Consider the following 19,725-nt stretch of genomic DNA (forward strand, 5'->3'; position numbering starts at 1 on the left):
ATTATATTTATTTGATTTATTTATAATAATAACATGTTTAATTAATATAACTGTAAATTATTTTTTATTAAAAATTATTATATATATTTAGTATGTTGATATGAAATAAGAGAAAACTGAATTATATACTACAAATTAAATTATAAAGATATCTTGCTAAATCATAGCTGTTAAATTTAGAACTATAAATAAAATGAAAAATAATACCGTTTTGAAAAAGTTATTTTATAAAATTAATTTTAATAAGAAAATAAATAATAAAAAAACAGTTTTATTTAATCAATATATTTTTAAAAATTTTTATTGTTAAGTATAATATTAAAAATAAAATCATCTTTGGAACCTGTTAGTAACACAGAGGTTAATGAAGTGTTGTTTCAACAAATGGTAACAAGATGACACTAAATAATTTTTTGAAATTAAGTACTTTTTTTATAATGATTGCATGTGTCTCGTTGATAGTCACGACTTCAATAAGTGAAGTTTTTTACCTTCCTTATTGTCAAACCTTTACCTATAGCTCTACTCAAAAGGTCACTAAAATAGGTCAGAACTCATTTACTGCTTCACAAGTTAAAAATTGTCTTATGCAAAATGGTTTTGAGAATATTAAACGATTGCGCTTAGATGACAATGGTATCTGGCGTGCTTTAGTAAAATTTAAAAAGTCCCATTTTTTCGTATCCGTTGACTATTCAGGAACAGTTAGCATTCAAAATGAAAGAAAAGAATATGATTGATTTAAAAACTTACAGCAACGTTTCTTTTCACAGCTGTAAGAAAAAAAAATTAAAAAAGCGCTACCATTCTATTAAAGAATTTGCTTTCATTGGCGGTTTAAATGGTAGCATATCAGGAGCTATCGCGGCAACTCTTGCAGCTTATGGTTATATTGCTCTTCCAGGATTTGGTCCAGTTATCGCAATGGGTATAGGAGTAGCACTTTCTGCCGGAATAATAATAGGAGCACTGATAGGATCAGGAATGGGAGGGAGTGTCGGTATATGCTGTATTTTATTGGGAAATTTATATGAATCATAATAATTTTTTCTCTTATAAATTTCATAATGAATAGAAATTTCTCGTCATTTTTTCTATGAAAAACAATTAAATCATCAACAAATTATATGTTCTTTTTTTGATGAAACGATTATCATATTATAAATGAAATAACATCTAACTTACTAAAATTCCTTATTTAATTTCTTATTATACCTCAAAAAGTAGATTTTTTAAAAGCATCTCTTGAAGAAATGTAAGTGAGATATAATTATCCATCCATAAAAGCTGTATTTTTTATAGATCAAAAAATAAAAGTTATGTTCAGAAATATATATAAACACACTTTAATTTATTTGCTCTTTCTAATAACAGAATATTTCTATGTAAATTATTTTTCTTAAAGTTAAATTTAAGACATTTATATAATATATCATTAATATAGATTGTTATTTATAGACAACAATATATTAAAATATAAGTATAAAGGTATTTTATGAAAAAAATATTATTATCATTATTGTTTTTTATGGCATTTTTAATTCATAAAAATTCTGCATTAGCACTATCAAAACAAGTAAATATTTATAAATTAGAAGATAACAATTCCAAAAAGGCTATTGGTAGCATTAAAATTGAAGAAAACATACACGGTTTGATTTTCATCCCTAATTTATCTACTTTATCAGAAGGGATACATGGTTTTCATGTACATGTAAATCCTTCATGTGATACAAAAGATGGTATAATTGGTGGAAGTGCAGGTGGACATTATGATCCGGAACATACCGGAAAACATTTAGGACCTTATAATGTCAATGGTCATCTTGGTGATTTACCAGCACTTTATGTTGATAAACAGGGATATGCCATAATGAGCGTTCTTGCTCCACGATTAAAAAAAATCTCTGAAATTAAAGGGCGCTCTTTAGTCATTCATTTAGGGGCTGATAATCAATCAGATAAACCATTACCGCTTGGCGGAGGTGGTGTACGTTTAGCGTGCGGTATTATTGAAAAATAAAGAGAGTATTGTGGCAGACTGCGACAGTACACACTTCCTTTACCAATAAGGTGTGAGAGAAATTTATTTTTTAAATCTATTTCAAGAAATTGAGTAAACTATGTGAATATTTTATAAAATTAATGTTTTTTGAATGTTTAGTTCGGATAACAAAAAGCTTAATAATCATCAAAACGAACAGTAATGGAAATTAAAGAAATAGTAGTGTAAATTCTCCGTAAGAAGACTTCAATATGAGGAAGTGATATTTTCCATGCTTGATGTAAACAAAGCAAAAAAGTCGAATTTCACCCTCTATAATAGCAAATTTATAATAAATTATAATCATTAAGTCTAGTATCTAATGGAATCACGCTCAATGCACAAAATAGAACAGGCTTAAAACAGAATTTTTACTCTTCCCCTACTCAACCCTACTCATGAGGTACGTGAGAAAAATTTTAATTGATACAATATCAATATGAGATGGTTTGAAAGGATTGAATACTAGGATATTCATTCCCCTCATTTAAGTTTAAAGACTAATTATCATTAGTAAATCAACATATTATACCAATATAATAAGACAAATAAAATAGTTAGAGTAATTTTTCATCATTCTGAAAAAAGGCTTTTAAACAATAGAGTCTTTTTAAAAATACCCCTCATAGATACATATGATCCCAATCTAGAGGACGCATCTCACCAGTTTGATAAAATTGACGAATGAGCTTAATATAATCAAGAAAATCTTTGTTTTCCTCCACTAATCTATTAGCAGTATCCCAATCAATATCACTACGTTCTTTGGCAGGAATTAAGATCTCACTCTCGGAAGAGTTTTCCTTATTAAGTCTTATAAATCCAATTCCATGCAAACTTGAAAGCATCCGAAGCTCTTTTAATGTATCAACTCCTTCAATTTCACTAGCAACTAAATAACTCAAATTAGCCCATGAAGAATTACTAACTGTTTGAAAAAATGCTTTTCGTAAATTTGAACGATTGATGAGAATTTTTACTTCAAAAGACCAAAGCTTTGTCTTTTTATCAAAATATTGCAAAACACAGTCTTTGATTTCACGATTCCATTCCTTGCTTAAATCTTGCATCCCTACGAGATCTGGATAAAGCCATTTATTTCCGCCTGCACCATGTTTATTACGAGAACATTTCTCATTAATGCGTTTGCTATAAACTGCAAGCTCTGACCATAAAAATTTAGATAATAATGGATAAAGATCATGCTCTTTAACAGAGCCATCTTCTGTTCTACTCTTTGCATTGTCCTCTATTGCATCAATTTCAGCACTATCTGTTTGTTCAGTAAAATAATATTGTCGCGGTCGTCCTTCAGTGGTTTTAATTTCTGAATAACGCTTTTGTAACTGAGGGCGTTTTGCCCCTATTTCAGCAACAATTTGCTGAATAAGAGCTGCATCACTATTAAGGGGAGTGATTATTGCCGTTGAATTCTTTTGTTTTTGACGGCATTTTTCTGGGTAATTTTCAAATATCCATTGAGCAATTTCTCGAGCTGTAAACTTTTTTGTCGGGTTTTTCTTTAAAAAATTAAAAACAGTGTTTGTTAAATTTAAAGTCATATGAAAAACTCCCCCTTTTATCCTCTGGGTATTTCATTATATTCAGGCGTTTTAAATGAAAGAACAATAAACTGTTTAAGTTTTTTAAAAAAAAGAACATTTATCAAATTACTCAATAAAATTAAAATATTTTTTTTAATTTATGACTATAACTCAAAGATCTTTTCACATAACAAAAATAAGATTGTACTTTTATAAAAAAGTGTAAATGTGCTACAAATCCCCATACAAAAGCATAATCTTGTATAACTTTGCTATACATTTTTCCTTTTATTTTAACGTCGTTAGAAAAAAGTTAAAAATAATTATTCAAACATTTGATTGAATCTCACATCCGTCAATTAAAAAAACTTATGTGTTTTATTTTTGAAGCAAAAAGTTATGAGCTCTCAAGTATAGATTCTGAAATGGTAAACTCTGCACACAAACCTTCAAAACTACTATTTGCTTTAATAGCATCATGGGGAATAAGAACATAATACCATTTTTTATCGCCATAAGTCGCCGCATAGCGCGTTGCATGACAACACCATTGAACTGCAGCTTCTCTCTTTTTTAAAACAATAGGATTTTGCATTTCAGAGGCTTTTTTAGGCTCACAAAGATATTTGGCATCCTTCGTTTCTACAACAAAGTCTGGTTCATAGATTGATCCTTTATCATATTCTATCTTGAAAAAACCTCGAGCGGGTTTCATCCATTTCAAGACTTGTGCATCATCCTCTAATATTTGAGCAAATCGTAATTCCCCTTCTACTGAATCAAACTTTTGTAAAGGATAACAGCATTTTCTAAAGCCGCTGAATACAAGTTTTTTAATATCGCTTTTAATGGCAGGAATATTACGAAAGTCAAGAGGAGACGTCCCTTGCGGCAACACATAATGGATAGGTTGTAAAGTTGTAAAACCTCGTGTAACTTTAACCGCATAATCTTTTTGCGTTTCCCATTGATGTTCTCTTAATTGCGCAACAATAAAACTAGTAAGCTTGTGCTGATAGTGAATTAATACGTTCTCAACAGCTGTATCATTGGGTAAATAAGATCGGAAATGTTCTACTATCTGACTAGCTAATTTTCGTAATAAGAGCGTATGGTTATCATAATCGACAAAGTCATTATCAATCAAACCACGAATGATGTAGTTTTCAAGATAAGGCTCTTTGACATATTCATTCTTAGATGTGAGAAAAATGCTTTTATGGGTACGCAATTCTCGAATTAAAAGTTCTTTACTAACAGGTTGAAAATTTAAGTTTTCTAAATTTTCCAAATCAAAATCATAAAAACCATAAGTAACATCACGCGAAGGAATGAGTATAATATTTGGAATATCTATGATCAGTTCTGTTAATTGTTTTGTCAGAATTGTCACCACTTTTGATACAAGAGACTTTTGTGATGAAGGCTTAATATTCATAACTTTATTAGCAATTTTTTCTTGTATCTGTGCAGAACAAAGCATTTGAGAACTTGGCAATTTATCATTCTCTTTGATAAGATCCCACGCGATCGCTGCAATATCTTGCTCTTCAGGTGTTAATGTAGGGGAATCTGTATGACGTAATATGATACCTTGTAAATCAGAAGATGCTCCATTTATATCGGAATTACGTATTACCATCGTTTGCATCAATAAAGCTTCTACTTGACTTGGAACTGTCACTATATCGGTCTTTTCAAAGGGGATATTCCCTCCTGTTCCAATCTCAATATGCTTTTTTATAATTGAGTTTGGATCGTTTGCACGATCAATAATATCTTGAAAACGATCATGCGCAATAATTGTTAAACGATCAATAGCTTCCACGCCTGTTCTATACCCATAAGGCAAACGCAATCCACGCCCAATTGTTTGCTCTGTTAAAATTTCTGAAGCCGATGCACGCAACGGTACAATAGTATAGAGATTCGTAACATCCCACCCCTCCTTTAATTTATTAACGTGAATAACAATTTCTGTTGGGTCATGAGAATCTTCAATTGCAATCAGCTTTTGAATATTTTGATCTTCTTCTATATTCGACTGTTTTGTATGAATCTCTATAACTTTTCCCTTATAAGCTCCTGCAAAAAAATCATCTGATTCCAATAAATCACGCAATTTCTGTGCATGATTTGTATCTTGAGCGACAACTAAAATAAAAGGCTTAACGAACTTTTTGTTATAATCTTTTGCATAGACAATTAAATCAGCTTTCACGTTTTCATGGGCATGAATTGCATCTTGTAATTTGATATGTTCTAATTGTTCAGATGTATAATTTTGAGGTTGAAAATCTTTACGTGTAGCAACAGCAGGCTCTTTTACAAAACCATCTCTCATAGCCTCTGCAAGTGAATAACTATAGACAACATTTTTAAAATCTACGGGTTTTGCACCTATTGTTTTTGGTGTCGCTGTAAGCTCTATTCCTAAAACAGGTTTTAACTCATTAATTGCTGCCGCACCAGCAGAAGCTCGATAACGATGTGCTTCATCCATTAACAAAACTAAATCAGGAAGATTTGCGAGATAATCAAAATAACTTTCACCAATCGTTTCTTGTAAGCGTTTAATTCGCGGAATACTAGATTTTAGTGCGCCTTTTTTATTATCCGTTGTATTAATTTTAGAAATATTAAAAATATTGATAAAGGCCGTATCTCCATTCTCAAACAAACGCTTTTGTCCTTGAATATGGTGTTCATCAACGCGAATACCTTTACCACTTTCATAATCTTCACCTGTAATAATAACGGGTCTATTGGCAATAAATTCACTCATTCCACTGAAAACATACTTCGGACTTTGGGGACTAAAATCCTGTTTTAACTTTTCATAAATAGTCAAATTTGGCGCTAAAACAAAAAAATGGCGACTATGACCTGTTAAATAAAGATAGCTGATAAAAGCCCCCATAAGTCGCGTTTTCCCAACACCCGTTGCTAAGGCAAAACAAAAAGAGGGAAAATTTCGTTCAAAATCTTGTACAGAAGGATAAAGATTTTTTATCACTTCTAACTCTGTAACCAAATCAGCATTTTTAGAAAGCTCTATATTTTCTAAGATTTTTACCAAAATATTTAAAGATTCACGTTGAGGATTACGTAACGATAAGCGAGCAGAAATCCTTTTTTCAACAGTGTTCATGAAAAACTCCGCTTTTTATATATTATTCAAATAGATCTAATTCTGCTTGCGCAATATCTTTATTTTTGCTGTTTTCTTTTACCACAATCACTGGTTCAAGATTGGCTACATTTAAACTGTAATCGTCCCTTCCCCATTCGCATTTTTCTAATATTGCACGGGGGATTTTAGTGAGTGTCAGATTTTCAAAGGATGCTGATTTTGTATCAAAGGCTGTACCACAAATCAGCAACGTGCGATGAGAGCCTACCTCTTCACTCATTATACGGAGTTGTTCATGGGTCATAGCGCTTGTTGTGACATAAATATAATCTGTTTCGGTTGAATACCCTTGCATCCAATAATGATTTTCATCAGGTGCGTAGGTAAATCCCATATGTTTGCACATGGCTTCTGATAGCATGGCAGCATTATATTCGCGACTAATAATCCATTGTCCCCATGGATCTTTTTGCAACAGGGAAGGTGCAAGGCGATAATAACGGAATCCACCGCCACCTTGCCAATTGACACTTTTGGAAATTCCCCCTTGATCAGTTCCATCAATGACTTGTTTTAAACGAGGGATAATGTGGGTGTGACAATGCTCACCAAGTTCAATCATAATCCACTTCCTTCCCATTTTATGGGCAACAGCACCGGTTGTGCCAGAACCAGCAAAAGAATCCAGTACAAGATCACCGGGATTAGTGGCAAGTTGAATGATGCGTTCCATTAACCGCTCAGGTTTGGGAGTTGTAAAGACACTATCAGAATTAAAAACTTTGGCTTCTTTTTTAGCATCTTGATTATGGCCAACTTCTGTATAGAGCCAAATCGTCATTGAAACCATACCATTTTTTACTTCTGATAAAAAACGTTTCATAGAAGGAACATTACTTCCTGTTGGACCAAACCAAATACGATTATCGTTCAATAATTCAAAGAATTTTTTTTTATTCATAGCCCAACTTCTACCATTAGGAGGCATTACCTTGCGTCCAGAAGGTGTGATGATTTCATAAATATCCTTAGGTGTTACTCTTTTTACGGATAAATCTCCAGATTTCCAAGGACCGCGAGGATCATTATCAGGATTTTTATAGCGCGCATCCATATTGTTTGAACGAGGAAGCAATTGAGGGCGCCAAATCGTTTTATCTTTGGCATAAACCATGATAAAATCATGATTATCAGAAAGCCATTTTGTATCATTTTGTGGAGCATATTTCTTTTGCCAAATAATATTGTTGATGAAATTTTGGCGACCAAAAATTTCATCCATCATCACTTTAAGATAGGCTTGTTCATCATCATCAATTGATATCCAGATACTTCCATCATCCGCCAGTAAATGATGTAACAATTCTAGCCTATCTCTCATAAGACTTAGCCATATGGAATGCTCTAAACCATCTTCATAATGTTCAAAAGCATTACCTGTATTATAAGGCGGATCGATATAGATACATTTTACCTTCCCCATATATTCTTGTTCAAGCGCTTTGAGTGCGAGCAAATTGTCACCAAAAATAAGTTTATTATCAAAAATATCTTGGGATGATATTTGATGCGAAGCGTGATAAGATTTTTCAAGATCTTCTAATAAGATACGAGGCTCTAGTTTTGGGCGTTTTTCTTTTCCAATCCAAATGAGTTCTAGTTTTTGTTTATTATAACTCATGCGATCGTCCTTAAATTCAAACGCTTGTGAAAAGTAAACAGCTTATTCATGAATGGCTAAATTAGAGTCTCTTAACAATACTTTTAGTACCATCCGACAGCAATTTGAGCTTCTTCTGACATACAATCAGGTGTCCATGGTGGATCAAAAGTCATAGTGACTTCAACATACGAAACCCCTTCAACTGCACTGACTGCATTTTCTACCCACCCCGGCATTTCACCTGCAACAGGACATCCCGGTGCTGTAAGAGTCATTTCAATTTTTACTGAACGATCATCTTCAATATCAATACGATAAATCAGTCCTAGCTCATAAATATCAGCAGGAATCTCTGGGTCATAAACTGTTTTGAGAGCAGCAATAATATCATTTGTCATACGATCAATTTCGTCTGCTGGAATTGCTGATATGTAAGATTTTTTATTTTCGCTTACAGTTTCAACGGATTCTGTAGAATGACGCTCTTCAATTGATTCAGCCATTAAAAAATGTCCTTGTTTCTTGCAATGCTTCTACTAATTGATCTATATCCTCTTGAGTGTTATACATGGCTAACGATGCGCGGCAAATAGATGTTAGACCAAAGCGCTGTAATAAAGGCTGTGCACAATGAGTTCCCGCACGTATCGCAACCCCTTTTCTATCAATAAACATAGCGATATCATGGGCGTGAATCCCTTCAATTATAAATGATATAATAGCTCCTTTATTGGGAGAATGACCATAAATACGCAATGACTCAACCATTTTAAGTTTTTCCTGCGCATAAGCTAAAAGGGACCTCTCATGGGCATGAATCGTGTTACGACCTTTCTCTTGTATATAATCAATAGCCGCAGTTAATCCAATAGCTTCAACGATAGGAGGAGTGCCTGCTTCAAAACGGTAAGGAGGAGCATTATAAAAAACCTTATCGGTTGTTACCTCCTCGATCATTTCCCCTCCCCCTTGAAAAGGACGCATTTCTTCTAATCTATCTTCTTTACCATACAAAACACCAATACCAGTGGGTCCATAAAGCTTATGACCTGTAAAGACATACCAATCACAATCGAGATCTTGCACATCAACGGTTAAATGTACTGCTCCTTGAGAACCATCAACAAGAACCGGAATAGAATTTTGATGTGCTAGCTTAATAATCTCTTTAACAGGAGGCACAGTTCCTAATATATTGGACATATGCGTTATAGCAACAAGCCGCGTTTTTTCGCTTAAAGATTTTTGGAAATCTTCAATGTGCAGAACACCATTTTCATCGACAGGAACAAAAATAAGTTTAACACCTTTTTGTTCACGGAGAAAATGCCAAGGAATAATATTTGAATGATGTTCCATGATCGTTAGAACAATCTCATCACCTTCCTTGAGTTTGGGCATAGCCCAACCATAAGCAACAGTATTAATAGCTTCTGTTGCATTTTTCGTAAAAACAATTTCTTCAGCTTTTTGAGCATTTAGAAAAACACGAACGGTTTCACGAGAATTTTCATATGATTGTGTTGCTATATTGGCTAAAAAATACATTCCCCTATGCACATTAGCATAACTATAGTGATAATAATTATTCATTGCATTGAGTACTGACATTGGTTTTTGGGCAGAAGCACTACTATCAAGATATGCTAATCGCTTTCCATAAACTTGATGGTGCAAAATAGGAAAATCACGCCGAATTTCTTCGACATTATAAGTAAATGTTTGTACGTTATTTTCCATTTTTTCTACCTTAAACATTTTTTTCAAGCCATTTACTAATGATATTCTCCAAAACGATTTGAATATTATCTTGCTTGATGTCATCAATGAGCTCAGAGATAAATCCTTTAATCAAAAGTGCTCGCGCCGTTTTAAATGGGATACCACGTGTCATAAGATAAAAAAGATAATCATGATTAATATTAGCAACTGTTGCACCATGACCACATGCAACATCATCAGCAAAAATCTCCAGTTCAGGCTTTGCATTAAATTCTGCATCATCTGAAAGAATAAGGCTATTACAAGCCATGCGTGCATCTGTTTTTTGCGCTTTTTGAGAAACACGTATTATTCCTTGGAAAACACCAACAGCCTTATCTGTAACCACATTGCGTATAATTTCGGTTGATGTTGATTTTTCTTCCACGTGACGAACAGTCATTGTAAGATCACTATGTGTTTGTCCTGATAATAAATTTATGACGCGTAATTGAAAATCAGATTCTTCTCCCTGTAATTCAATATCGATTTCTTGGCGATTTAATTGACTCCCTATATTAATGACATAAAGTGATAACTTCGCTCTTTGATCAAGAACAGCACAAAATCGACCAAATTGTGTAGAATTAAAATCACGATTGCGAATGAGAATCCACGTAACATCACTATCAGCAGCAACATTTAATGAAAATATTGAACTGACAAAGGTATCTTTATCATTGCCAACCTGATGTTCAATAAACATAACTTGACTATTTTTATCAACTTTTATATCCGAAAAAATATGAGATTGTCCCCCCATTTGTATATTTTGTAATTCAATGGGGATATTTAACTTTGTATTTTCAGGGATGTGAAAAAGCCAACCATCTGTAACAAAAGCTGTATTTAACTGTCCAATAAAATCTTCATCAGAAATGTTTTGATTTATCTGTACAGAATTATCTTCTAATGCGTCTGAAAGGCGTTTTACTGCAATGTTGTCTACCTTTGACTCTATCGATGTTTTTCCATTGTTTATGGAGAAAACAGCACTTTCTGAAAGCAATGCATCAACCAATTGATTGTCTTGAACTTTTGAAAAATTGCTAATAGACTTCAGTAAGGTACGCAGATTGGTATAATGCCAACTTTCGATTTTACGGGAAGGAAGCCGTGTCATTTGAAACTGCTCAATAGTTTTCTTGCGGATTTCCTGTACAGCTTTATCACCAGGTAAGTGGTTTACATACTGATTGAAATTACTGAGTATATTTTCTTCAACCGCTAACAAGTTTTGCTGTGCATTCATATTTAATAACCTCAAACCGCTTCCCTAATAAGATCAGCATACCCATTTTGCTCTAAATAAAGCGCTAAGGATTTATCACCGCTTTTGATAATTTGTCCTTTATAAAGAACATGTACCGTATCAGGAATAATATAATTAAGCAGCCGTTGATAATGGGTAATCACCAAAAATGAACGTTTTGAATCCCGAAGTTTATTAACACCATCTGCAACAATTTTTAGTGCATCAATATCTAAACCAGAATCCGTTTCATCTAAAATGCAAAGTGTAGGTTCAAGAAGTGCCATTTGTAAAATTTCAGCGCGTTTTTTTTCTCCACCTGAAAAACCTACATTTAATGGACGCTTTAGCATATCCATATCTATTTCAAGTTTGGCTGAAACTTCTTTAACACATTTTATAAATTCAGGAATTTTAAGTTCTTCGTCACCTCGCGCTTTGCGTTGAGAATTCATCGCAACTTTTAAAAATTCCATTGTTGCTACCCCTGGTATTTCCATTGGATATTGAAATGCAAGAAAAACACCATATGCAGCACGTTCTGCTGGATCCATTTCTAAAAGTGATTGTCCATTATAGAGAATATCTCCTTCTGTTATTTCATAATCATCACGACCAGCAAGCAAATAAGATAAAGTTGATTTTCCGGCTCCATTTTGTCCCATGATAGCGGCAACTTCTCCATCTTGAACTGTCAAGTTTAAACCACGAATAATTTCTGTATCGGTTTCAGCAATACGGGCGTGCAAATTTTTGATCTCTAACATAATTTAATCCTGTTTTGGCTGTTTTTCAGATATCAATGCGTATTATTTTACCTTAGCATCCATCTACTTTTGTAATTACCATAGAGGTCATTTTTAGCATTATGTGCTACCGTTACAGCCTTTTTACATAAAGTCTTCTATTTATTTAATTAAATAAAATTATCCAACACTACCTTCAAGGCTAATACTAATAAGCTTTTGTGCTTCGACAGCAAATTCCATGGGAAGTTTTTGAATGACCTCTTTTACAAAACCATTTACAATTAATGCGATAGCTTCTTCTTCGGGAATTCCTCTTTGCATAACATAAAAAAGTTGGTCATCAGAAATTTTTGATGTTGTGGCTTCATGTTCAAACTGAGCTGTTGCATTTTTTGCTTCAATATAAGGAACTGTATGCGCACCACAATCATTCCCGATTAACAAACTATCACATTGCGTAAAGTTACGCGCATTTTGTGCTTTTCGATGCGCTGTGACTTGTCCTCGATACGTGTTATTTGAAAAACCTGCAGAAATACCTTTGGAAATAATGCGACTGGAAGTATTTTTTCCCAAATGAATCATTTTTGTACCGGAATCAATTTGTTGATAACCGTTTGCAACGGCAATAGAATAAAATTCTCCACGCGCATTATTACCACGGAGTAAGCAGGATGGATATTTCCAAGTAATCGCAGAACCAGTCTCAACTTGTGTCCATGAAATTTTAGAGCTATCACCTCGACAATCTCCACGCTTCGTCACAAAATTATAAATACCGCCCTTTCCATCTTTATCGCCAGGATACCAGTTTTGTACTGTAGAATATTTAATCTCTGCATTTTCAAGGGCAATAAGCTCAACAACAGCAGCATGAAGTTGGTTTTCATCACGTTGGGGTGCTGTACACCCTTCAAGATAAGAAACATAGGAATCTTCAGCGGCGATAATCAATGTTCGTTCAAATTGGCCAGTGTTGCGTTCATTAATCCTAAAATAAGTTGAAAGCTCCATAGGACAACGAACCCCTTTAGGAATATAAACAAATGAACCATCTGTAAAGACAGCTGCATTTAAGGCCGCATAATAATTATCACTTATAGGTACAACTGTTCCTAAATATTCTTTAATAAGCTCAGAATGTTCAATAATCGCCTCTGAAATAGAACAAAAAATCACACCAGCACGTGCCAGCTCTTTTTTGAATGTTGTTACAACAGAAACAGAATCAAAGACTGCATCAACAGCCACCTGCCCCGATACAGACATACTGTCATCAAAAGTGGAGGGATCAGACTGTTTTCTTACTCCTGCCAAAATCTCTTGTTCTTTAAGGGGAATGCCAAGTTTTTCGTACGTTGCTAATAACTCAGGATCCACTTCATCCAAAGATTTTGGTCCTGTATGATTTTTTGGAGCAGCATAATAATAAAGCTCCTGAAAATCAATTTTAGGATATTCAAGACGCGCCCAATGAGGCTCTTGCATTGTCAGCCAACGGCGGTAAGCTTTTAAGCGCCATGTTAGCATCCATTCAGGCTCATTTTTTTTAGCGGAAATAAATTTGATAATATCCTCATTTAAGCCTTTTGGAGCTTTATCGGTTTCAATATTGGTTTCAAAACCATATTTATATTGGTCAACATCTATTTCACGTACTTGGCGTATCGTTTCTTGTACTGCCGGCATAAATTTTCTCCATTTTTTGGCGTCAAAAACCGGTAACTAAAGTCTTGTTTTTTACAAGATTAAAGTAAGCAAGTTATCTCCTAGGCTATAGGTAAAGCGCAAAAATTTCAATCAAACTTATTTTATTTTTAAATAATTCTAATTTTTATAACTTTCTGATGATAAATCTTCCCCTTTTTTCCTGCTTATAATTTGAGAAAAAAACGACAGAAAATCATCAATATCTTCAGAAGTTGTGCCACGCCCTAGCGAAATGCGAATGGCACCATTTGGAACATGATACCCCATTGCCTCCAACACTTTGCTTTGTTTTACTTTTCCCGAAGAACAGGCAGAGCCGGATGATAAAGAAAACCCTTCTAAATCAAAAGCAATTTGCATCGTTTCAGCTTTTATATTTTTCACGGTAAAGTAAGTTGTATTTGGCAAACGTTGAACTCTTTTGCCAAAAATCTCAACATTTTTACTTATTTTTTGTAGTCCAGCTTCTAATTTATTGCGTAAATATATTAACTGTTTTATTTCCTCCTGTGTGAAGCAATCAGTCATCGCTGCCCCAAAAGCAGCAATAAGGGGCAATGCTTCTGTTCCTCCACGGAGACCTTTTTCTTGTCCTCCTCCAATAATAAGAGGGTGTGGCATGAGAAGATTACCACATGAAACAAAAGCACCAATTCCTTTAGGACCGCCAATTTTATGGGCAGACAGTATAAAAAAGTCTCCTCCTAACTGATGAATATCCACAAAATTTTTATCTACATATTGTGTCAAATCAACTATAAGAGTGCCTCCTAAATCCCGAACAATAGCGGCGATTTCTGTTAACGGTTGAATAACACCCGTTTCACTATTTGCAGCTTGAATAGCAACAAGAGGTAAACCTTTTGTTTTATCGTGAACCGTTAAGAGTGATGTTAATTTATCTTGTTGTATGAGCCCATCTTGATCAACATCAATGACGCTTATCAATTCTTTAGAAAAACGTCCTCCCTCTGCAACAGAGGGATGTTCAGTCGCTCCAAGGTAAAGATGAGAAAATTTAACTTTTGCTTTCCCCATATTGTAAAAGGGTGTTAACAAAGTCATTGCAGCTTCACTCGCACCAGAGGTAAATACCACGTGATCTGGATCTGTTTTAAGATTTTCAGCGATTTGCCGACGGGCCTTTTGTAACAAAGTTTTAGCGGCACGCCCTTCCTTATGAACCGATGATGGATTACCAAATATCTCTAAAGATTCCAGTAACGCTATCCGTGCCACTTTTTTGAGCGGTGTTGTTGCGTTATGATCAAAATATCGGCGTTTTATAACCATTTTACATCGCAATCATTAATCTTATGAATTGATTGAAAAAATAGCGCATTTTTCTTGAAAAGTGCACTAAAAAAAGAATATCTAATAATTATTTAAGAGATTCTATGGTAAAAGTCGACCAGGGTCAAAGAGAGCCTTTTATTGCATTAAGGAGCATTTTATGCCAGAAATTATTTTTAACGGTCCCGCGGGTCGGCTCGAAGGGCGTTATCAACCTTCACAACAAAAAAATGCACCCATTGCGATCATCTTGCATCCTCACCCCCAATTTGGTGGAACTATGAATCATAAAATTGTCTATGACCTTTTTTATATGTTCCAACAACGTGGCTTTACAACTTTACGTTTTAACTTTCGTGGTATTGGTCGTAGTCAGGGTGAATTTGATTATGGAATAGGAGAACTTTCAGATGCTGCTGCTGCTCTCGATTGGGTTCAAACACAACATCCAGACTCTAAAAATTGTTGGGTAGCAGGATACTCATTTGGAGCATGGATTGGTATGCAGCTTTTAATGCGCCGACCGGAAATTGAGGGATTTATCTCAGTTGCCCCTCAGCCTAATGTTTATGACTTTTCATTTCTTGCACCTTGTCCCTCTTCTGGACTTATCATTCATGGCGGTATCGATAAAGTTGCCCCTCCAAAAGATGTTCAAATACTTGTCGATAAATTAAAAACACAAAAAGGTATCATCATTACACAAGAAATATTGGAAGAGGCTAATCACTTTTTCAGTGGATGTCATGAAAAACTTATTGAACGATGTGCCCACTATTTGGATAACCATATCTCCAATGAACTTCTCGCTCCTCCTCCTGAAATACTTTCACTAACTTAGGAAAATACGATAGATTTATAAAAAATTAGCAAAAATCGTCTCTGATCATAACAAAGTAATTTTTTTAGTCTGCATTTAAAATTTTTCTAAATTTTATTTCAGGATAGAAATGAGAATAACAGAACACCTTTTTTCTATTACTAAGAAGTTTCTTTTTTAGCGTAAAAAGGAAATAATACCTGTATTATTATCTTTATACTACCAATATGTCTCTTTCTCTTGTGAGGTGTGCGTCAGTTATGATAGATAACGCATTAATAATTCGTTATATAATCGCCTATTATATACAATAAATGCACTCTTAAATTAGGAAATTAAATCTGTGTTTGCCTTTAAATCTGATTTTTTACACATTATGAGCGAACGTGGTTTTATCCACCAAATTTCAGATGAAAAAGGCTTAGATGATCTTTTTTCAAAAGAAACTGTAAGCGCTTATACTGGATTTGACCCAACAGCATCGAGTTTACATGCTGGAAGTCTTCTTCAGATTATGATGCTTTATTGGTTACAAAAAACGGGTCATCGCCCCATTGCTTTAATGGGTGGAGGAACCGGATTGATTGGTGATCCTTCTTTCAAAGACGAAGCGCGACGCCTTCTGACACAAGATGATATTGCTGCAAATATTGATGGTATTAAAAAGGTATTTGCTAACTATTTGACATTCGGTGACCGAGAAACCGATGCTTGTATTGTGAATAATGCTGAATGGTTATGCAATTTAAACTACTTAGAATTTTTGCGTGATGTAGGAAAGCATTTTTCTGTCAACCGTATGTTGTCATTTGATTCTGTCAGACTCAGACTTGAGCGTGAGCACTCTTTGTCATTCTTAGAGTTTAATTATATGATTCTGCAAGCTTATGACTTTGTTGAACTTTATAAACGTTATGGGTTGCGTATGCAAATGGGGGGCTCTGATCAGTGGGGCAACATTATTAACGGAATCGAATTAGGACATCGTTTAGGAACACCGCAATTATATGCGTTAACATCACCATTGCTGACAACCTCTTCCGGTGCCAAAATGGGTAAATCATTGAATGGGGCTGTATGGCTAAATGCGGATAAACTTTCACCTTATCAATTTTGGCAATACTGGCGCAATACAGAAGATGCTGATGTAACACGATTTCTAAAGCTCTATACTCCATTGCCGATGGATGAGATTCTTAAACTTTCTCTATTACAAGGAACTGAAATTAACGAAGCAAAAAAAATTCTTGCAACAGAAATTACAGCAATGTTGCATGGACGTGTTCTTGCTGATGCAGCAGCAGAAACGGCTCGCAAGACGTTTGAAGAAAAAACTCTGGGAGAAAATCTTCCAACTGTTGAAATTAATGCCTCAGAATTAAAAAAAGGTGTTGGATTGCTCACTCTTTTAGTACAAGCAGGACTCGCTAGATCGAATAGTGAGGCACGCCGACACGTTCAAGGTGGAGGTGTCCGTGTAAATGATCAAATTATTGAGGATGAAACACATCTTATTATTGAAAGGGATGTCAGTGCAGAAGGAACCATTAAACTTTCTTTTGGTAAGAAAAAACATGTTGTGATGAAACCAGTATAATCTTTTGCTGTTTTGTTTATGTTGTTCACGTCGAGCTTGTTCTTTCAATTCAATCGTTGTGATAGGGCGAATTTTGTTAGGGAAATAAAAGTCTCTTCAAAACGATAAAATTCTAGAGAGTTGAATAGTTCTTTTCTTCTGTGTACTCTGATATTTTATACCTGTTACACAAAAAAGAAAGATGAAAACAATGACAAGACCAATGAAAGGTGCTCTTGCTCCTGATTTTACTTTGCCGCGCGATGGAGGAGAGACAGTGTGTCTTTCTGACTTTAAAGGAAAGCCTGTTGTTTTATATTTTTATCCAAAAGATGACACCAGTGGTTGCACAAGTGAAGCACTTGATTTCACAAAATTAAAGATGAAATTTGATGAAATCGGTGTTGCTGTTATTGGAATCTCTCCAGATAATGTAAAAAAACATGATAAATTTAAAATAAAACATGAACTTGATGTCATCTTGGTTTCTGATGAAGAAAAAACGACCCTCGAAGCTTATGGTGTTTGGGTTGAGAAAAGCATGTATGGACGCAAATATATGGGAGTTGAACGGAGCACTTTTTTAATTGATGCAAATGGAATAATAGTAGAAGAATGGCGCAAAGTAAGCGTATCTGGGCATGCTGAAAATGTTTTAGCTACTGCAACACTTTTATATCATAATGGTAACTTGTAAATTGAGTGTTTGATTTACCTTCAAAAGCAAAAGTTATTCTCCCTAATTGATTTTAGTTTTTCAACGGATTCAATTTTTACAATATATTGATTTATAAGGATAATGAATTGTTTTACATTTATATTAGTCCCCCGAATATCGCAAAATTTTCTGATTTCAGATTCTTCCTATCACTTGCAATATCATAAGCAGAATTAGCGTGTGAGAAAAAGTTGAAGAAAGGAACAAGAAAATCCCCCTTTAAACCTTTAAAGTATCAAAGGCTATATAACATCACAGCATCCATAAAACGAACAGCTTAAGAAAAAATCTACATGGCTTAAAGGAAGGATATGTAATTAACGAATATCCTCAATTTTTTTGTCTTTTCCATAAATGCGCCGTGCGAGTGCTGCCTCTATAAATGCATCTAAATTACCATTAAGTACGGATTGTGGATCCGTATTTTCAATTCCTGTACGCAAATCTTTGACAAGCTGATAGGGTTGAAGAACATAAGATCTAATTTGATGTCCCCATCCGATTTCTGTTTTAGAAGATTCAGCAGCATTGGTTTCTTCTTCTCTTTTTTTAAGCTCTTCTTCATAAAGCCGTGCACGCAACATCGACCAAGCCGTAGCGCGATTTTTATGTTGAGAACGCTCTGTTTGACATTGAACAACAATACCCGTTTTTATATGTGTGATGCGAACAGCAGAATCTGTCGTGTTAACATGTTGTCCTCCTGCTCCAGATGCACGATATGTATCAATACGCACATCTGCCTCTGAAACATCAACTTCAATATTGTCATCAATAACTGGATAAACCCAAATGCTTGCAAAAGAGGTATGGCGCTTTGCATTCGAATCAAATGGAGAAATCCGCACTAAGCGATGAACACCTGATTCTGTTTTTAACATTCCATAAGCATTATGCCCTTTTACAAGAATAGTCGCTGACTTTATTCCTGCTTCTTCTCCATCATGAATTTCTAAAATTTCAACCTTCATTTCATGCTGTTCAGCCCATCGCATATACATACGTAAGAGCATAGAAGCCCAATCTTGGCTTTCTGTTCCCCCTGCTCCAGCATGAACTTCTAAATAGGTATCATTCGGATCTGCCTCTCCTGAAAGAAGTACGTCAATTTGCCTTTTATCTATCTCATTTTTAAGATTACGTATTGATCTTTCTGCATCAGCGATAATTTCCACATCACTTTCTTCTTCGCCCATCGCAATAAGCTCAATGCATTCTTCAAGTGTTTTTGTAAATGATAAAAGACCATTGATTGAATCATCAAGACGTTGACGCTCACGCATCATATCCTGTGCTCGTTGTGCATCATCCCATAATGATGGATCTTCCGCTTTTTGATTAAGATATTCAAGACGCTTTAGTGATTGATCCCAGTCAAAGATGCCCCCTTAGCAATTGTATTGCTTTCTGGATTTCATCAACTAATGTTTCTATTTCTGCTCGCATAATTTAACACCGTATT

The 19,725-nt window shown here is 34.5% G+C and carries 16 protein-coding genes; 6 read left to right on the plus strand and 10 right to left on the minus strand.

The window, feature by feature from the left end:
- The first annotated feature begins 395 nt into the window (after positions 1–395).
- The 3 genes from ACFIMP_RS03125 to sodC all read left to right on the plus strand — a co-directional run bounded on the left by ACFIMP_RS03125 (position 396) and on the right by sodC (position 2,023).
- Entirely contained in the window at positions 396–740 is a 345-nt protein-coding gene (locus tag ACFIMP_RS03125) for a hypothetical protein (RefSeq protein ID WP_375638399.1), read from the plus strand.
- Positions 733–1,041 carry a hypothetical protein gene (locus tag ACFIMP_RS03130; protein WP_375685976.1) on the plus strand — a complete coding sequence of 103 codons (309 nt, stop codon included), beginning with the start codon at positions 733–735 and terminating at the stop codon, positions 1,039–1,041. Before ACFIMP_RS03125 ends, ACFIMP_RS03130 begins: the two co-directional genes overlap by 8 nt.
- Positions 1,042–1,495: 454 nt before the next feature.
- Positions 1,496–2,023: a superoxide dismutase [Cu-Zn] SodC gene (sodC, locus tag ACFIMP_RS03135; protein ID WP_375646688.1), complete on the plus strand. Its 528-nt coding sequence runs from the start codon at positions 1,496–1,498 to the stop codon at positions 2,021–2,023.
- 644 nt (positions 2,024–2,667) lie between these two features.
- Here sodC and ACFIMP_RS03140 read toward each other — a convergent pair.
- The 9 genes from ACFIMP_RS03140 to ACFIMP_RS03180 form a co-directional block, all read right to left on the minus strand.
- On the minus strand, positions 2,668–3,606 hold the full coding sequence (locus tag ACFIMP_RS03140) for a COG2958 family protein (RefSeq protein WP_375675848.1): 939 nt from the start codon (positions 3,604–3,606) through the stop codon (positions 2,668–2,670).
- A 379-nt stretch (positions 3,607–3,985) separates the two neighbouring features.
- The gene (locus ACFIMP_RS03145) at positions 3,986–6,739 is read right to left on the minus strand and encodes a DEAD/DEAH box helicase (RefSeq protein WP_375685977.1); all 2,754 of its coding nucleotides are present in this window, start codon (positions 6,737–6,739) and stop codon (positions 3,986–3,988) included.
- A 22-nt stretch (positions 6,740–6,761) separates the two neighbouring features.
- A complete protein-coding gene (locus tag ACFIMP_RS03150) occupies positions 6,762–8,402 on the minus strand; it encodes a site-specific DNA-methyltransferase (protein ID WP_375685978.1) in 1,641 nt (546 codons plus the stop codon).
- 83 nt (positions 8,403–8,485) lie between these two features.
- A complete protein-coding gene (locus tag ACFIMP_RS03155; RefSeq protein ID WP_273787976.1) occupies positions 8,486–8,887 on the minus strand; it encodes an SUF system Fe-S cluster assembly protein in 402 nt (133 codons plus the stop codon).
- A complete protein-coding gene (locus tag ACFIMP_RS03160; protein ID WP_375613437.1) occupies positions 8,880–10,124 on the minus strand; it encodes a cysteine desulfurase in 1,245 nt (414 codons plus the stop codon). Before ACFIMP_RS03160 ends, ACFIMP_RS03155 begins: the two co-directional genes overlap by 8 nt.
- Before the next feature lie 10 nt (positions 10,125–10,134).
- Complete coding sequence (gene sufD, locus ACFIMP_RS03165; RefSeq protein ID WP_375621244.1) at positions 10,135–11,397, minus strand: Fe-S cluster assembly protein SufD; 1,263 nt, start codon at positions 11,395–11,397, stop codon at positions 10,135–10,137.
- Between the two features lie 11 nt (positions 11,398–11,408).
- Positions 11,409–12,164: a Fe-S cluster assembly ATPase SufC gene (gene sufC, locus ACFIMP_RS03170; RefSeq protein WP_375618156.1), complete on the minus strand. Its 756-nt coding sequence runs from the start codon at positions 12,162–12,164 to the stop codon at positions 11,409–11,411.
- Positions 12,165–12,323: 159 nt separating this feature from the next.
- Positions 12,324–13,835 (minus strand): Fe-S cluster assembly protein SufB, encoded by a 1,512-nt coding sequence (sufB, locus tag ACFIMP_RS03175; protein WP_375613439.1) that lies wholly within the window; start codon positions 13,833–13,835, stop codon positions 12,324–12,326.
- A gap of 138 nt (positions 13,836–13,973) precedes the next feature.
- The gene (locus tag ACFIMP_RS03180; protein WP_375685979.1) at positions 13,974–15,149 is read right to left on the minus strand and encodes a cysteine desulfurase family protein; all 1,176 of its coding nucleotides are present in this window, start codon (positions 15,147–15,149) and stop codon (positions 13,974–13,976) included.
- 160 nt (positions 15,150–15,309) lie between these two features.
- Between ACFIMP_RS03180 and ACFIMP_RS03185 the strand changes: the two genes are divergently transcribed.
- The 3 genes from ACFIMP_RS03185 (at position 15,310) to ACFIMP_RS03195 (ending at position 18,242) form a co-directional block, all read left to right on the plus strand.
- Complete coding sequence (locus tag ACFIMP_RS03185) at positions 15,310–15,990, plus strand: alpha/beta hydrolase (RefSeq protein ID WP_375613441.1); 681 nt, start codon at positions 15,310–15,312, stop codon at positions 15,988–15,990.
- 322 nt (positions 15,991–16,312) lie between these two features.
- Positions 16,313–17,566: a tyrosine--tRNA ligase gene (tyrS, locus tag ACFIMP_RS03190; protein WP_375638395.1), complete on the plus strand. Its 1,254-nt coding sequence runs from the start codon at positions 16,313–16,315 to the stop codon at positions 17,564–17,566.
- A gap of 190 nt (positions 17,567–17,756) precedes the next feature.
- A complete protein-coding gene (locus ACFIMP_RS03195) occupies positions 17,757–18,242 on the plus strand; it encodes a peroxiredoxin (protein ID WP_375611894.1) in 486 nt (161 codons plus the stop codon).
- A gap of 338 nt (positions 18,243–18,580) precedes the next feature.
- On the opposite strand, the gene prfB is transcribed toward ACFIMP_RS03195, so the two are convergent.
- Positions 18,581–19,709, minus strand: a protein-coding gene (gene prfB / locus ACFIMP_RS03200) for a peptide chain release factor 2 (protein WP_375613443.1) whose coding sequence is annotated in 2 segments (ribosomal slippage) — positions 18,581–19,639 and positions 19,641–19,709 — 1,128 coding nt in all. Because the reading frame shifts where the segments join, the coding sequence is not laid out codon by codon here.
- Between the last annotated feature and the right edge of the window lie 16 nt (positions 19,710–19,725).

This window comes from Bartonella sp. AP65SXKL (assembly GCF_042195725.1).
Lineage (GTDB): Bacteria > Pseudomonadota > Alphaproteobacteria > Rhizobiales > Rhizobiaceae > Bartonella.

Excerpts from the sequence above, each read along its gene's own strand:
- ACFIMP_RS03125 (WP_375638399.1), top strand. The coding sequence starts at position 396 with ATGACACTAAATAATTTTTTGAAATTAAGTACTTTTTTTATAATGATT.
- ACFIMP_RS03130 (WP_375685976.1), top strand. The coding sequence starts at position 733 with ATGATTGATTTAAAAACTTACAGCAACGTTTCTTTTCACAGCTGTAAG.
- sodC (WP_375646688.1), top strand. The coding sequence starts at position 1,496 with ATGAAAAAAATATTATTATCATTATTGTTTTTTATGGCATTTTTAATT.
- ACFIMP_RS03140 (WP_375675848.1), bottom strand. The coding sequence starts at position 3,606 with ATGACTTTAAATTTAACAAACACTGTTTTTAATTTTTTAAAGAAAAAC.
- ACFIMP_RS03145 (WP_375685977.1), bottom strand. The coding sequence starts at position 6,739 with ATGAACACTGTTGAAAAAAGGATTTCTGCTCGCTTATCGTTACGTAAT.
- ACFIMP_RS03150 (WP_375685978.1), bottom strand. The coding sequence starts at position 8,402 with ATGAGTTATAATAAACAAAAACTAGAACTCATTTGGATTGGAAAAGAA.
- ACFIMP_RS03155 (WP_273787976.1), bottom strand. The coding sequence starts at position 8,887 with ATGGCTGAATCAATTGAAGAGCGTCATTCTACAGAATCCGTTGAAACT.
- ACFIMP_RS03160 (WP_375613437.1), bottom strand. The coding sequence starts at position 10,124 with ATGGAAAATAACGTACAAACATTTACTTATAATGTCGAAGAAATTCGG.
- sufD (WP_375621244.1), bottom strand. The coding sequence starts at position 11,397 with ATGAATGCACAGCAAAACTTGTTAGCGGTTGAAGAAAATATACTCAGT.
- sufC (WP_375618156.1), bottom strand. The coding sequence starts at position 12,164 with ATGTTAGAGATCAAAAATTTGCACGCCCGTATTGCTGAAACCGATACA.
- sufB (WP_375613439.1), bottom strand. The coding sequence starts at position 13,835 with ATGCCGGCAGTACAAGAAACGATACGCCAAGTACGTGAAATAGATGTT.
- ACFIMP_RS03180 (WP_375685979.1), bottom strand. The coding sequence starts at position 15,149 with ATGGTTATAAAACGCCGATATTTTGATCATAACGCAACAACACCGCTC.
- ACFIMP_RS03185 (WP_375613441.1), top strand. The coding sequence starts at position 15,310 with ATGCCAGAAATTATTTTTAACGGTCCCGCGGGTCGGCTCGAAGGGCGT.
- ACFIMP_RS03195 (WP_375611894.1), top strand. The coding sequence starts at position 17,757 with ATGACAAGACCAATGAAAGGTGCTCTTGCTCCTGATTTTACTTTGCCG.